This is a genomic window from Pseudomonas sp. QTF5, assembly GCF_000512695.2.
In the GTDB taxonomy this organism is placed as follows: Bacteria; Pseudomonadota; Gammaproteobacteria; order Pseudomonadales; family Pseudomonadaceae; genus Aquipseudomonas.
The window spans coordinates 98,458-111,528 of record NZ_AZRW02000007.1 but is presented as its reverse complement, the minus strand read 5'-3'; the positions used below and the strand labels follow the sequence as shown (position 1 = coordinate 111,528).

The 13,071-nt window shown below is 57.3% G+C and carries 12 protein-coding genes and 2 tRNA genes; 13 read left to right on the top strand and 1 reads right to left on the bottom strand.

The window, feature by feature from the left end:
- Positions 1-8 precede the first annotated feature (8 nt).
- Positions 9-317: a YhbY family RNA-binding protein gene (locus tag IC37_RS08105; protein WP_007900503.1), complete on the bottom strand. Its 309-nt coding sequence runs from the start codon at positions 315-317 to the stop codon at positions 9-11.
- Between the two features lie 105 nt (positions 318-422).
- Here IC37_RS08105 and rlmE point away from each other — a divergent pair, with 105 nt between their 5' ends.
- The 13 genes from rlmE to truB all read left to right on the top strand — a co-directional run bounded on the left by rlmE (position 423) and on the right by truB (position 13,035).
- On the top strand, positions 423-1,055 hold the full coding sequence (gene rlmE / locus IC37_RS08100) for a 23S rRNA (uridine(2552)-2'-O)-methyltransferase RlmE (protein ID WP_003177853.1): 633 nt from the start codon (positions 423-425) through the stop codon (positions 1,053-1,055).
- A 200-nt stretch (positions 1,056-1,255) separates the two neighbouring features.
- Positions 1,256-3,166 carry an ATP-dependent zinc metalloprotease FtsH gene (ftsH, locus tag IC37_RS08095; RefSeq protein ID WP_030128083.1) on the top strand — a complete coding sequence of 637 codons (1,911 nt, stop codon included), beginning with the start codon at positions 1,256-1,258 and terminating at the stop codon, positions 3,164-3,166.
- A gap of 8 nt (positions 3,167-3,174) precedes the next feature.
- Positions 3,175-4,026, top strand: a complete 852-nt coding sequence (gene folP, locus IC37_RS08090) for a dihydropteroate synthase (protein ID WP_030128082.1) — start codon at positions 3,175-3,177, stop codon at positions 4,024-4,026.
- Between the two features lie 16 nt (positions 4,027-4,042).
- A complete protein-coding gene (glmM, locus tag IC37_RS08085; protein ID WP_030128081.1) occupies positions 4,043-5,380 on the top strand; it encodes a phosphoglucosamine mutase in 1,338 nt (445 codons plus the stop codon).
- Between the two features lie 66 nt (positions 5,381-5,446).
- Positions 5,447-6,202, top strand: a complete 756-nt coding sequence (gene tpiA, locus IC37_RS08080; RefSeq protein ID WP_030128080.1) for a triose-phosphate isomerase — start codon at positions 5,447-5,449, stop codon at positions 6,200-6,202.
- 4 nt (positions 6,203-6,206) lie between these two features.
- Positions 6,207-6,590, top strand: coding sequence for a preprotein translocase subunit SecG (gene secG / locus IC37_RS08075; RefSeq protein WP_030128079.1), 384 nt, complete (start codon positions 6,207-6,209; stop codon positions 6,588-6,590).
- A 22-nt stretch (positions 6,591-6,612) separates the two neighbouring features.
- Positions 6,613-6,698 (top strand) — tRNA-Leu (locus IC37_RS08070).
- A gap of 96 nt (positions 6,699-6,794) precedes the next feature.
- Positions 6,795-6,871, top strand: a tRNA-Met gene (locus IC37_RS08065).
- A gap of 138 nt (positions 6,872-7,009) precedes the next feature.
- Positions 7,010-7,468, top strand: a complete 459-nt coding sequence (rimP, locus tag IC37_RS08060; RefSeq protein WP_010463487.1) for a ribosome maturation factor RimP — start codon at positions 7,010-7,012, stop codon at positions 7,466-7,468.
- A 47-nt stretch (positions 7,469-7,515) separates the two neighbouring features.
- A complete protein-coding gene (gene nusA, locus IC37_RS08055; RefSeq protein ID WP_007900474.1) occupies positions 7,516-8,997 on the top strand; it encodes a transcription termination factor NusA in 1,482 nt (493 codons plus the stop codon).
- 27 nt (positions 8,998-9,024) lie between these two features.
- The gene (gene infB / locus IC37_RS08050; RefSeq protein WP_030128078.1) at positions 9,025-11,553 is read left to right on the top strand and encodes a translation initiation factor IF-2; all 2,529 of its coding nucleotides are present in this window, start codon (positions 9,025-9,027) and stop codon (positions 11,551-11,553) included.
- A 159-nt stretch (positions 11,554-11,712) separates the two neighbouring features.
- Entirely contained in the window at positions 11,713-12,114 is a 402-nt protein-coding gene (rbfA, locus tag IC37_RS08045) for a 30S ribosome-binding factor RbfA (protein ID WP_030128077.1), read from the top strand.
- Positions 12,115-12,117: 3 nt separating this feature from the next.
- A complete protein-coding gene (gene truB, locus IC37_RS08040; RefSeq protein WP_030128076.1) occupies positions 12,118-13,035 on the top strand; it encodes a tRNA pseudouridine(55) synthase TruB in 918 nt (305 codons plus the stop codon).
- Positions 13,036-13,071: the final 36 nt, after the last annotated feature.

Here is a 13,071-nt window from a genome sequence, read left to right as displayed (position 1 = left end):
CCTTGTCATCACTTGAAGCGATGGACGTTCGACAGCTGCTTGTTGACGCTGAAGTTCTTGCGGTAAATCAGTGCCATCTTGCCGATGACCTGAACCAGATCGGCTTTGCCGGCCTTGCAGAGTTCTGCAATGGCTGCCAGGCGCGATTCGCGATCGAGGATGTTGAGCTTGATTTTGATCAGCTCGTGATCCGCCAACGCGCGTTCAAGTTCGGCTAACACACCTTCAGTCAAACCGTTGTCAGCCACAATCAAAACTGGTTTCAGATGGTGGCCAATGGATTTGTACTGTTTCTTCTGCTCTTGAGTGAGCGGCATAATCTGACCCCTGCGTCTGATCTTGTAAAAAGCGGCGGCCAGTTTACCCGAGCGAGTCCGGGACCGCCCAGTTAATCACGACCCGTTTTATTTTCGAGGTGGCCCGTGGCCCGTTCCAAGACAAGTCTTAAATGGCTCCAAGAGCATTTCAACGACCCATTCGTGAAAATGGCGCAAAAAGACGGGTATCGCTCCCGTGCCAGCTACAAACTGCTGGAGATTCAGGAAAGGGATCGTTTGATCCGTCCAGGCATGAGCGTGATCGACTTGGGCGCCGCCCCGGGTGGCTGGTCCCAGGTGACCAGTCGTCTGATTGGTGGGCAAGGCACGCTGATCGCTTCCGACATTCTGGAAATGGACAGCATCCCGGATGTGACCTTCATTCAGGGCGACTTCACCGAGGACGCGGTACTGGCGCAGATCCTTGAAGCGGTCGGAAAAAACGAGGTGGACCTTGTGATTTCCGATATGGCCCCCAATATGAGTGGATTGGCGTCTGTTGATATGCCGCGATCGATGTTCCTGTGCGAGTTGGCACTGGATCTTGCGACTCGGGTGTTGAAGCCAGGTGGTGATTTTTTGATCAAGGTCTTCCAGGGTGAAGGTTTCGACGAATACCACAAGAGCGTGCGCAAGCAGTTCGAGAAGGTGACGACGCGCAAGCCGAAATCGTCGCGCGATCGCTCCCGTGAGCAGTACTTGCTGGGCCGTGGTTTCCGCGGCCGCAGTGAGGAATAAGAGGTTTTTCGACCGGGGCGATAGGTTTTTCGTATTTCGTCCCGCGAGCATTAGCGAATACTGTGTAGAAAGTGTTTCACAAAGGGTTACAGACGGCGCCTGCCAGAGCCGTAGGTAATGTAGTAAGTTAGGCCGGTGAATATCATGCGAAGCACGCGCCATTAGCGGAGCTTGCTTCAGAGGGTAGTTAATTGAACGATATGGCAAAGAATCTGATCCTGTGGTTGATCATCGCGGCTGTCCTGGTGACGGTGATGAACAACTTCTCCAGCCCTAACGAGCCGCAGACCCTCAACTATTCCGACTTCATCCAGCAGGTCAAGGATGGCAAGGTCGAGCGCGTAGCGGTTGATGGCTACGTGATTACCGGCAAGCGCAACGATGGCGACAGCTTTAAGACCATTCGTCCGGCAATCCAGGACAATGGCCTGATCGGCGACCTCGTGGATAACCACGTGGTAGTTGAAGGCAAGCAGCCTGAGCAGCAAAGCATCTGGACTCAACTCCTGGTCGCAAGCTTCCCGATCTTGGTGATCATCGCTGTCTTCATGTTCTTCATGCGGCAGATGCAGGGTGGTGCCGGTGGCAAGGGTGGGCCGATGAGCTTCGGCAAGAGCAAGGCGCGCCTGCTCTCCGAAGATCAGGTGAAAACCACTTTGGCTGACGTTGCCGGTTGCGACGAAGCCAAGGAGGAAGTTGGCGAGCTGGTCGAATTCCTGCGTGATCCGGGCAAGTTCCAGCGTTTGGGCGGTCGCATTCCTCGTGGCGTGCTGATGGTCGGTCCTCCTGGTACTGGTAAAACCTTGATTGCCAAGGCGATTGCCGGCGAAGCCAAAGTGCCGTTCTTCACCATTTCCGGTTCCGATTTCGTCGAAATGTTCGTCGGTGTCGGTGCCAGTCGTGTTCGTGACATGTTCGAGCAGGCGAAGAAACACGCGCCATGCATCATCTTCATCGATGAAATCGACGCCGTCGGTCGCCACCGTGGTGCCGGCATGGGCGGCGGTCATGACGAGCGCGAACAGACACTCAACCAGTTGCTGGTAGAGATGGACGGCTTCGAAATGAATGACGGCATCATCGTCATCGCAGCGACCAACCGTCCCGACGTGCTGGACCCTGCATTGCTGCGCCCGGGCCGTTTCGACCGTCAGGTCGTGGTCGGTCTGCCGGATATCCGTGGTCGCGAGCAAATTCTCAAAGTCCACATGCGCAAAGTGCCAATGGGTGACGACGTCGCTCCGGCCGTGATCGCACGTGGTACTCCTGGTTTCTCCGGTGCCGACCTGGCCAACCTGGTGAACGAAGCGTCGTTGTTCGCGGCTCGTGCTGGCAAGCGCATCGTCGAGATGAAAGAGTTCGAGTTGGCCAAAGACAAGATCATGATGGGTGCCGAGCGCAAATCCATGGTCATGTCCGAGAAAGAGAAGCAGAACACTGCTTATCACGAAGCTGGCCACGCTATTGTCGGTCGCGTCGTGCCTGAGCATGATCCGGTCTACAAAGTGTCGATCATCCCGCGCGGTCGCGCTCTCGGTGTGACCATGTTTCTGCCGGAAGAAGATCGCTATAGCCTGTCCAAGCGTGCGCTGATCAGTCAGATCTGCTCGCTGTACGGCGGTCGTATCGCTGAAGAGATGACCCTGGGCTTCGATGGTGTCACCACCGGTGCATCCAACGACATCATGCGTGCCAGCCAGATTGCACGAAACATGGTGACCAAGTGGGGTCTGTCGGAAAAACTTGGTCCGTTGATGTACGCCGAAGAAGAGGGCGAAGTGTTCCTTGGTCGTGGCGGCGGTGGTCAACATGCCAGCTTCTCCGGCGAGACAGCCAAGCTGATCGATTCCGAAGTGCGCAGCATCATTGACCAGTGCTACGGCACGGCCAAACAGATCCTCACGGATAACCGTGACAAGCTTGACGCCATGGCGGATGCCTTGATGAAGTACGAGACGATCGATGCTGATCAGATCGATGACATCATGGCAGGGCGTGCGCCTCGCGAACCTCGCGACTGGTCTGGCGGAAGTGATACTTCTGGTACGCCTCCGGCGGTGCAGGATGGGCGTCCGGAAACACCAATCGGTGGCCCGGCTGCTGATGTATAAGGTTTGAAATGACTTCTGTTCAGTCCTCGACCCGGTTGCCTTGCGGCAACCGGGTTCTTGATTTGGCCCAGACGCATGTCATGGGCATTCTCAATGTCACTCCCGACTCCTTTTCCGATGGCGGCCAATTCAGCCAGCTGGATGCGGCGCTGCGCCACGCCGAGGCGATGGTGGCGGCTGGCGCAACGCTGATCGACGTTGGTGGCGAATCGACCCGGCCCGGTGCCAGGGCGGTTTCGCCGCTTGAAGAGCTCGAGCGTGTAGCGCCTATCGTTGAGCGTATCAGTCGTGAACTCGATGTGATTATCTCGGTCGATACCTCCACACCGGCGGTCATGCGTGAAACCGCGAGGCTGGGGGCGGGTTTGATCAATGATGTGCGTTCGTTGCGTCGAGATGGCGCCCTGGATGCGGCGGCGGCCACCGGTTTGCCGGTGTGTCTGATGCATATGCTCGGTGAGCCGGGCGACATGCAGGACAATCCGCAGTACCAGAATGTAACTAAAGAGGTCGGCGAGTTTCTCGCTGAACGCATGGTTCAATGCGCGTCGGTGGGCATTCCCGCTGAGCGGATTATTCTCGATCCGGGCTTCGGCTTCGCGAAAACCTTGCAGCACAACCTGAGCTTGTTTAAGCATATGGAAGCCTTGCATGTCTTGGGACGACCCCTGTTGGTCGGGGTTTCGCGAAAGAGCATGATCGGGCAGGCCTTGAATCGGCCGGTGGGAGAGCGCCTGCATGGTGGTTTGGCGCTCGCGGCACTGGCTTCGGTCAAGGGGGCGCGTATATTGCGCGTCCATGATGTGGCTGAAACGGTCGACGTAGTGCGAATGATTGCCGCAGTAGAATCAGCCGAATAAGAATGATGGAGTACTTATGAGTAAAAAATACTTTGGCACCGACGGCATTCGTGGTCGGGTCGGTCAATACCCGATAACTCCTGATTTCATGCTCAAGCTTGGCTGGGCAGCAGGCATGGCATTTCGCAGCATGGGTGCCTGCAAGGTGCTGGTGGGCAAGGACACCCGGATCTCCGGTTACATGTTCGAGTCGGCGCTTGAGGCTGGGCTGACCTCGGCAGGTGCTGATGTGATGCTCCTGGGGCCGATGCCGACGCCGGCCATCGCCTATCTGACACGTACCTTTCATGCCGAAGCCGGCATCGTGATCAGCGCTTCGCACAACCCTCATGACGACAACGGCATCAAATTTTTCTCCGGGAAGGGCACCAAGCTTCCGGATGAAGTTGAGTTGATGATCGAAGAGTTGCTCGATACCCCGATGACCGTGGTTGAATCGAGCAAAATCGGCAAGGTATCGCGAATCAACGACGCCTCGGGTCGTTATATCGAATTCTGCAAGAGCAGCGTTCCGACCGGCACCAGTTTCGCTGGGCTGAAGATCGTGATCGACTGTGCCCACGGTGCGACCTATAAAGTGGCGCCTAGTGTGTTCCGTGAGTTGGGGGCCGATGTCGTTGTGCTTTCTGCTCATCCTAATGGCCTGAACATCAATGAGAATTGCGGTTCGACCCATATGGAGCCGCTGCAAGCTGCCGTATTGGCCGAGCAGGCCGATTTGGGTATCGCCTTTGACGGTGATGGTGATCGGGTCCAGATGGTTGATCACACTGGTGCTGTCGTCGACGGCGACGAGTTGTTGTTCATCATTGCTCGCGATCTGCAAGAGCGCGGCAAGTTGCAGGGCGGCGTGGTCGGTACGCTGATGAGTAACCTGGGGCTGGAATTGGCCCTGGCGGATCTGGCGATTCCTTTTGTGCGGGCTAACGTTGGCGACCGTTACGTGATCTCCGAGTTGCTGGAGCGCGATTGGCAGGTGGGTGGGGAGAACTCGGGGCACATTGTCTGCTTCAGTCATACCACCACTGGTGATGCGATCATTGCTGCGCTGCAGGTGTTGATGGCTCTAAAGAGACGCACAGAAGGCTTGGCTCAGTCCCGTCAGGCGCTGCGCAAGTGCCCTCAGGTGTTGATCAATGTCCGGTTTGGCGGTGGTGCGAATCCACTCGAGCATCCGACCGTCAAGGAGGCCCGCGACCGTGTTACTCAGGCGATGGCTGGTCGTGGGCGCGTGTTGTTGCGCAAGTCCGGGACAGAGCCGCTGGTGCGGGTCATGGTCGAGGGCGAGGACGAAACGCAGGTTCGCGGTTACGCCGAAGAGCTGGCAAAGCTGGTAACTGAAGTTTCTGTCTGATTTCGGCTTGCCAGCCATGATTGTGTTGGGTAACATCTGCGCCCACTTTGACCGACGAGGTACAGCATGCGTCGCCCTATGGTAGCTGGTAACTGGAAGATGCACGGTACCCGCGCCAGCGTCGCTGAGCTGATCAACGGCCTTAGTCATCTGGCCTTGCCGAGCGGTGTTGATGTCGCGGTATTCCCGCCTTGCTTGCATATCAGTCAAGTGATTGATGGCTTGAAAGGCAAGTCGGTTTCGGTCGGCGCGCAGAATTCTGCAGTGGAATCTATGCAAGGTGCATTGACCGGTGAAATTGCGCCGAGTCAGTTGGTGGATGCAGGTTGTTCCCTGGTGCTTGTCGGGCACTCCGAGCGCCGCCAGATAATGGGCGAGCAGGATGGAATGCTGATTCGCAAGTTCGCAGCGGCGCAGGCATGTGGCTTGATTCCGGTGTTGTGCGTAGGGGAGACCCTCGAAGAGCGCGAAGCCGGGAAAACTCTTGAGGTTGTCGGGCGTCAGCTGGGCAGTATCATCGAGGAGCTGGGTGTAGGCGTCTTTGCAAAGGCAGTAATCGCTTACGAGCCGGTCTGGGCCATTGGCACCGGGCTGACTGCTTCGCCGCAACAGGCGCAGGATGTGCATGCAGCCATTCGCGCTCAGTTGGCGGCAGAAAATTCTGAGGTTGCACGAGGTGTGCGGCTTCTATACGGCGGCAGCGTGAAGGCGGCCAATGCGGTCGAACTGTTCGGCATGCCGGATATCGATGGGGGGCTCATTGGTGGGGCTTCCCTGAATGCAGATGAGTTCGGTGCGATTTGTCGCGCCGCGGGAAACTGAAAAAATGCTGGAAACAGTCGTAGTCGTTTTTCATCTGCTGGGTGCATTGGGCGTAGTTGCTCTGGTTTTGCTGCAGCAGGGTAAAGGTGCGGATGCTGGCGCGTCTTTCGGAGCAGGTGCTTCAAATACTGTGTTCGGAAGCCAAGGTTCCTCTACCTTTCTTAGTAAGTTTACTGCTATACTTGCCGCCGGTTTCTTCATAACCAGCTTAGGGTTAGGTTACTTTGCTAAAGAGAAGGCTCATGAGCTGACTCAAGTAGGTTTGCCAAATCCAGCAGTGTTGGAAGTTCCAAAGCAACAACCGGCTTCTGATGATGTCCCGGTGCTTCAAGAGCAAAAGTCGGCTACTCCAGCGACTGACGTGCCTCCAGCTCAAGAGCAGAAGTAAGAAGGGTTTCAAACGTAGTATTGCCGAGGTGGTGGAATTGGTAGACACGCAACCTTGAGGTGGTTGTGCCCATAGGGTGTAGGGGTTCGAGTCCCCTTCTCGGTACCAATTATCAGGAGAGCCCGCTGTTGCGGGCTTTCTTGTAGGTGGAAGGTTACATTGACCCTGTCAGGGATCGGTCGTATACTTCCGCCCCAGCTTTGTCGCGGGGTGGAGCAGTCTGGTAGCTCGTCGGGCTCATAACCCGAAGGTCGTCGGTTCAAATCCGGCCCCCGCAACCAGTTTAAGGAGCCCCTTTTCAGGGGCTTTTTGTTAGCTGGACACTTTCAACGCCGCTGTTCAACGGCGTTTCAAGGATGGGCGTTTCGCCCATTTTTTTATTTTGCACAGCATGCACATACATGCACGAGGGGGTTCAGGTGTCGAGCAAGCTAGAAGAGTTGCAGGCCTTGCTGGCCCCGGTGGTCGTGGCCCTAGGCTATGAATGCTGGGGTATTGAGTTTTCGGCTCAAGGTCGCCACTCAATGTTGCGCGTTTATATTGATAAAGAGGGCGGCGTGCTGGTGGACGATTGTGCCATCGTCAGCCGTCAGATCAGCGGTGTATTGGATGTTGAAGATCCGATCGCCGTTGAATACACCCTTGAAGTTTCCTCGCCTGGCATGGAACGCCCACTGTTCACTATTGAGCAGTTTGCAAAATTTGCCGGTGAACAAGTGAAGATCAAGCTGCGCTCGCCTTTTGAAGGTCGGCGCAACTTTCAGGGCCTTCTGCGCGGTGTAGAAGAGCAGGACGTCGTGGTGCAGGTTGAAGACCATGAGTTCCTGTTGCCGATCGATATGATCGACAAGGCCAACATTATTCCCAGTTTTGACTGAGACGCGGATCCCGCGGATCCAATGGCTTGCGAAAGGCGAGGCGTACGATGAGCAAAGAAGTACTGCTGGTTGTTGAGTCGGTATCCAATGAAAAGGGCGTACCGGCAAACGTAATTTTTGAAGCGCTGGAGCTGGCTCTGGCCACTGCTACCAAAAAGCGTTTTGAGGACGAAGTCGATCTGCGTGTGGAAATCAATCGCCACACCGGTGCTTACGAGACATTCCGTCGCTGGACGGTCGTCGAAGAAGCAGATCTGGACGATCCGGCCATCGAAACCTGGCCGAGCAAGGTTGCAGAAACGCATCCTGGTGCCAAGGTCGGTGACGTTGTCGAAGAAAAGATCGAGTCCATCGAGTTCGGCCGCATTGCTGCACAGACTGCCAAGCAAGTCATCGTGCAGAAAGTTCGCGAAGCCGAGCGTGCTCAAGTCGTTGACGCCTATCGCGAGCGCCTGGGGGAAATCATCTCCGGCACCGTGAAGAAAGTCACCCGCGACAACGTGATCGTCGATCTGGGCAATAACGCTGAAGCGTTGCTGGCCCGTGAAGACATCATTTCTCGCGAAACCTTCCGGGTTGGCGTGCGTCTGCGTGCGCTGCTCAAGGAAATCCGCACCGAGAACCGCGGCCCTCAGCTGATCCTGTCGCGTACCGCGCCGGAAATGCTGATCGAGTTGTTCCGCATCGAAGTGCCGGAAATCGCTGAAGGCCTGATCGAAGTAATGGCTGCGTCCCGCGACCCGGGTTCGCGCGCCAAGATCGCGGTCCGCTCCAAGGACAAACGCATTGACCCGCAAGGCGCTTGCATCGGTATGCGCGGTTCGCGCGTCCAGGCAGTGTCCGGCGAGTTGGGCGGTGAGCGTGTGGACATCGTCCTGTGGGACGATAATCCGGCGCAGTTCGTGATCAATGCAATGTCGCCGGCTGAAGTGGCGGCAATTATCGTTGACGAAGATGCCCATGCAATGGACATCGCCGTTGGCGCAGACAATCTGGCTCAGGCCATCGGTCGCGGTGGTCAGAACGTGCGTCTGGCTAGCCAGTTGACTGGCTGGACCCTGAACGTGATGACCGAATCGGACATCCAGGCTAAGCAGCAAGCAGAAACCGGCGACATCCTGCGCAACTTCATCGACGAGCTGGAAGTCGACGAAGACCTGGCACAGGTGCTGGTAGATGAAGGCTTCACCAGCCTGGAAGAGATTGCCTACGTACCGTTGGAAGAAATGCTCAACATAGACGGCTTTGACGAAGAAACCGTCAACGAGCTTCGCGCTCGCGCCAAGGATCGTTTGTTGACCAAAGCCATCGCTACTGAGGAAAAGCTGGCAGACGCCCATCCGGCCGAAGACCTGCTCTCGCTTGAGGGTATGGACAAGGATTTGGCGATGGAACTGGCGGTGCGCGGCGTAATTACCCGCGAAGACCTGGCCGAGCAGTCTATTGACGATCTGCTCGACATCGACGGCATTGACGATGATCGTGCCGGCAAGTTGATCATGGCCGCCCGAGCCCATTGGTTCGAGTAATTAGGCGCGGCCTGAGGAGAGAAGTGCATGACGCAAGTCACGGTGAAACAACTGGCCGATGAGGTCAAAACACCGGTGGAGCGCCTGTTGCAGCAGATGCGTGAGGCAGGTCTGCCGCACACCGCCGCCGATGAAGGTGTGAGCGATAGTGAGAAGCAGTCTTTGCTGACTCACTTGAAGAGCAGCCACAAGGCGAAAGTGGAAGAACCGCGCAAGATTACATTGCAGCGCAAAACCACCAGCACCCTGCGTGTTGCTGGCAGCAAAAGCATCAGCGTTGAAGTACGCAAGAAGAAAGTCTTCGTACAGCGCAGCCCGGAAGAAATCGAAGCCGAGCGCAAGCGCGAACTGGAAGAACGCCGCGCAGTAGAAAATGCTGCACGTCAGAAGGCTGAAGAAGAAGCCAAGCGTCGCGCCGAAGAAGCAGCGCGTCGCCAGCCTGCTGCTGCGCAATCCGCTACTAACGACGCCGTTGCAGCACCTGCTGCAGTTGCCGAGCCAGTACGTGAAAGCGCGCCGGTTGTGGCTGCTGCACCAGCGCCGTCTGCCGATGTTCGCAACAAGCAGAACGAACAGCGTCGTCCGGACAAACCACGTGCCGACGATAGCAATCGTCGTGGCAGTGGCGATGGCGAGCGCAAAAACGCTCCGCATCGTGCGTCGGTCAAGGAAAAAGCGCCTGCTCCACGTGTTGCGCCACGTACTACCGACGAAGAAAGCGATGGCTTCCGTCGTGGTGGTCGCGGCAAGGCCAAGCTGAAAAAACGCAACGCCCACGGTTTCCAGAGCCCAACCGGCCCTGTCGTGCGTGATGTGCAGATCGGCGAGACCATCACTGTTGGCGATCTCGCCAATCAGATGTCGGTCAAGGCTGCTGAAATCATCAAGTTCATGTTCAAACTGGGTACTCCAGCGACCATCAACCAGGTGCTTGATCAGGAAACTGCTCAACTGGTAGCCGAAGAACTGGGCCACAAAGTGACCCTGGTCAGCGACACCGCCCTGGAAGATTCCCTGGCCGAGTCCCTGAAGTTTGAAGGTGAGACGTTCTCCCGTGCGCCAGTCGTAACCGTAATGGGCCACGTCGACCACGGTAAGACCTCGCTGCTCGACTATATCCGTCGTGCCAAGGTAGCTGCTGGCGAAGCCGGCGGTATCACCCAGCACATCGGTGCGTACCACGTTGAAACTGATCGCGGCATGGTCACTTTCCTCGATACTCCGGGTCACGCCGCGTTTACCGCAATGCGTGCCCGTGGTGCCAAGGCGACTGACATCGTGATCCTGGTCGTTGCAGCGGACGACGGCGTAATGCCGCAGACCATTGAAGCGGTCCAGCACGCCAAGGCTGCCGGTGTTCCGCTGGTTGTTGCAGTGAACAAAATCGACAAGCCGGGCGCTGATCTCGATCGCATCCGTAGCGAACTGTCGGTTCACGGCGTGACTTCGGAAGAGTGGGGCGGCGACACCCCGTTCGTATCGGTTTCGGCGAAAGTCGGTACTGGCGTGGACGAGTTGCTCGAAGCTGTTCTGCTGCAAGCTGAAGTTCTGGAACTGAAAGCGACCCCTTCGGCTCCTGGCCGCGGCGTTGTGGTTGAATCGCGTCTCGACAAAGGTCGTGGCCCGGTTGCAACCGTTCTGGTTCAAGACGGTACCCTGCGCCAAGGCGACATGGTGCTGGTCGGTTCGAACTATGGCCGCGTACGTGCCATGCTCGACGAGAACGGCAAGCCAATCAAGGAAGCCGGTCCTTCCATCCCTGTCGAGATCCTCGGCCTGGACGGTACCCCGGACGCTGGCGACGAGATGAGCGTGCTGTCGGACGAGAAGAAAGCCCGTGAAGTGGCTCTGTTCCGTCAAGGCAAGTTCCGCGAAGTCAAACTGGCTCGCGCTCACGCCGGCAAGCTGGAAAACATCTTCGAAAACATGGGTCAGGCAGAGAAGAAGACGCTCAACATCGTCCTCAAATCCGACGTCCGTGGTTCGTTGGAAGCGTTGAACGGTGCCTTGAACGGCCTGGGTAACGACGAAGTGCAAGTGCGTGTCGTCGGTGGCGGTGTCGGTGGTATCACCGAATCCGACGCCAACCTGGCACTGGCCTCCAACGCTGTACTGTTTGGCTTCAACGTGCGTGCCGATGCTGGCGCTCGCAAGATCGTCGAGCAGGAAGGTCTGGATATGCGTTACTACAACGTGATCTACGACATCATCGAAGACGTCAAGAAAGCCCTCACCGGTATGCTGGGCAGCGATGTTCGCGAGAACATCCTGGGTACCGCTGAAGTGCGGGACGTGTTCCGTTCGCCGAAGTTTGGCGCGATCGCCGGTTGCATGGTTATCGAAGGTGTTGTTCACCGTAACCGTCCAATCCGTGTACTGCGTGAAGACATCGTTATCTTCGAAGGCGAGCTGGAATCCCTGCGCCGCTTCAAGGATGACGCTTCTGAAGTACGTGCCGGCATGGAATGCGGTATTGGCGTGAAGAGCTACAACGACGTCAAAGTCGGCGACAAGATCGAAGTCTTCGAGAAGGTTCAGGTTGCTCGCAGCCTCTAACTCGCGCACTTCAAGGGCCACGATGAGCCGCAGCATGCAGATGCGCGGCGCAACGTCCGGACTCTAAACGCAACGCCCGGTCTGGCTTTTGTCAGGCCGGGCGTTTGCCGCTTTCAGACCCCTCGGGTTTCACCGTGGGGCAGTAACAGGTAACAAGACATGGCAAAAGAATACAGCCGTACCCAACGTATCGGCGATCAGATGCAGCGTGAGCTGGCACAGCTGATCCGTCGTGAAGTCAAAGATCCGCGCGTCGGTTTGGTCACCATTACCGCTGTTGAAGTCAGCCGTGACGTCGGTCACGCCAAGATATTCATCACCGTGATGGGGCAGGACAGCGCTGAAGATATCGCGCAAAGCATCAAGGTGCTCAACTCCGCCGCCGGTTTCCTGCGTATGCAGTTGGCTCGCGAAATGAAGTTGCGCAGCGTTCCGCAGTTGCACTTCCATTACGACGAAAGCGTCGTGCGTGGCGCGCACCTGTCGGCCCTGATCGAGCGTGCGGTGGCTGAAGACAATCAGCACCCGGTGGCGGCAGAACCCGAAGACGCCAAGGAGTAATCGGTGGCTCAGGTCAAACGTATCCGTCGTAACGTCAGCGGCATCATCCTGCTCGACAAGCCGCTGGGATTCACCTCCAACGCGGCGTTGCAGAAGGTCCGCTGGTTGCTCAATGCCGAGAAGGCCGGGCACACCGGCAGTCTCGATCCGCTGGCCACTGGCGTGCTGCCGTTGTGCTTCGGCGAGGCCACCAAGTTCTCGCAATACCTGCTCGATTCCGACAAGGCTTATGAAACCCTGGCGCAACTGGGCAAGACCACCACCACGGCCGATGCCGAAGGTGAAGTTTTGCTGGAGCGTCCGGTGACCGTTGGTCGCGTCGATATCGAAGCTGTGCTGCCGAAATTTCGTGGGCAAATCAGTCAGATACCGCCGATGTACTCGGCGCTCAAGCGTGATGGGCAGCCGCTGTACAAGCTGGCCCGTGCAGGCGAAGTAGTGGAGCGCGAACCGCGTTCTGTTACTATTGCGCGCTTGGAATTACTGGCCTTTGAGGGTGATACTGCGCGGCTTGCAGTGGATTGCAGCAAAGGCACCTATATCCGCACCCTGGTGGAGGATATCGGTGAGCAACTCGGTTGTGGCGCTTACGTGGCTGAATTGCGACGTACCCAGGCCGGGCCTTTCACGCTTGCACAGACCGTCACTCTGGAAGAGCTGGAAGCAGTACATGCCGAAGGCGGCAACGAAGCGGTCGACCGCTTCCTGATGCCATCGGACAGCGGCCTGCTGGACTGGCCACTGTTGCATTTCTCGGAACACAGTGCGTTCTACTGGCTTAACGGCCAACCGGTACGCGCCCCGGATGCACCGAAGTTCGGCATGGTACGGGTACAGGATCACAACGGTCGCTTCATCGGTATCGGTGAAGTGAGCGAAGACGGGCGTATCGCGCCGCGTCGACTGATTCGGTCAGAATGACCGGAACCGGCCTGTGTAACAGCAGGCCGGCGAGTG

Excerpts from the sequence above, each read along its gene's own strand:
- folP (WP_030128082.1), top strand. The coding sequence starts at position 3,175 with ATGACTTCTGTTCAGTCCTCGACCCGGTTGCCTTGCGGCAACCGGGTT.
- tpiA (WP_030128080.1), top strand. The coding sequence starts at position 5,447 with ATGCGTCGCCCTATGGTAGCTGGTAACTGGAAGATGCACGGTACCCGC.
- secG (WP_030128079.1), top strand. The coding sequence starts at position 6,207 with ATGCTGGAAACAGTCGTAGTCGTTTTTCATCTGCTGGGTGCATTGGGC.
- rbfA (WP_030128077.1), top strand. The coding sequence starts at position 11,713 with ATGGCAAAAGAATACAGCCGTACCCAACGTATCGGCGATCAGATGCAG.
- infB (WP_030128078.1), top strand. The coding sequence starts at position 9,025 with ATGACGCAAGTCACGGTGAAACAACTGGCCGATGAGGTCAAAACACCG.
- IC37_RS08105 (WP_007900503.1), bottom strand. The coding sequence starts at position 317 with ATGCCGCTCACTCAAGAGCAGAAGAAACAGTACAAATCCATTGGCCAC.
- ftsH (WP_030128083.1), top strand. The coding sequence starts at position 1,256 with ATGGCAAAGAATCTGATCCTGTGGTTGATCATCGCGGCTGTCCTGGTG.
- glmM (WP_030128081.1), top strand. The coding sequence starts at position 4,043 with ATGAGTAAAAAATACTTTGGCACCGACGGCATTCGTGGTCGGGTCGGT.
- nusA (WP_007900474.1), top strand. The coding sequence starts at position 7,516 with ATGAGCAAAGAAGTACTGCTGGTTGTTGAGTCGGTATCCAATGAAAAG.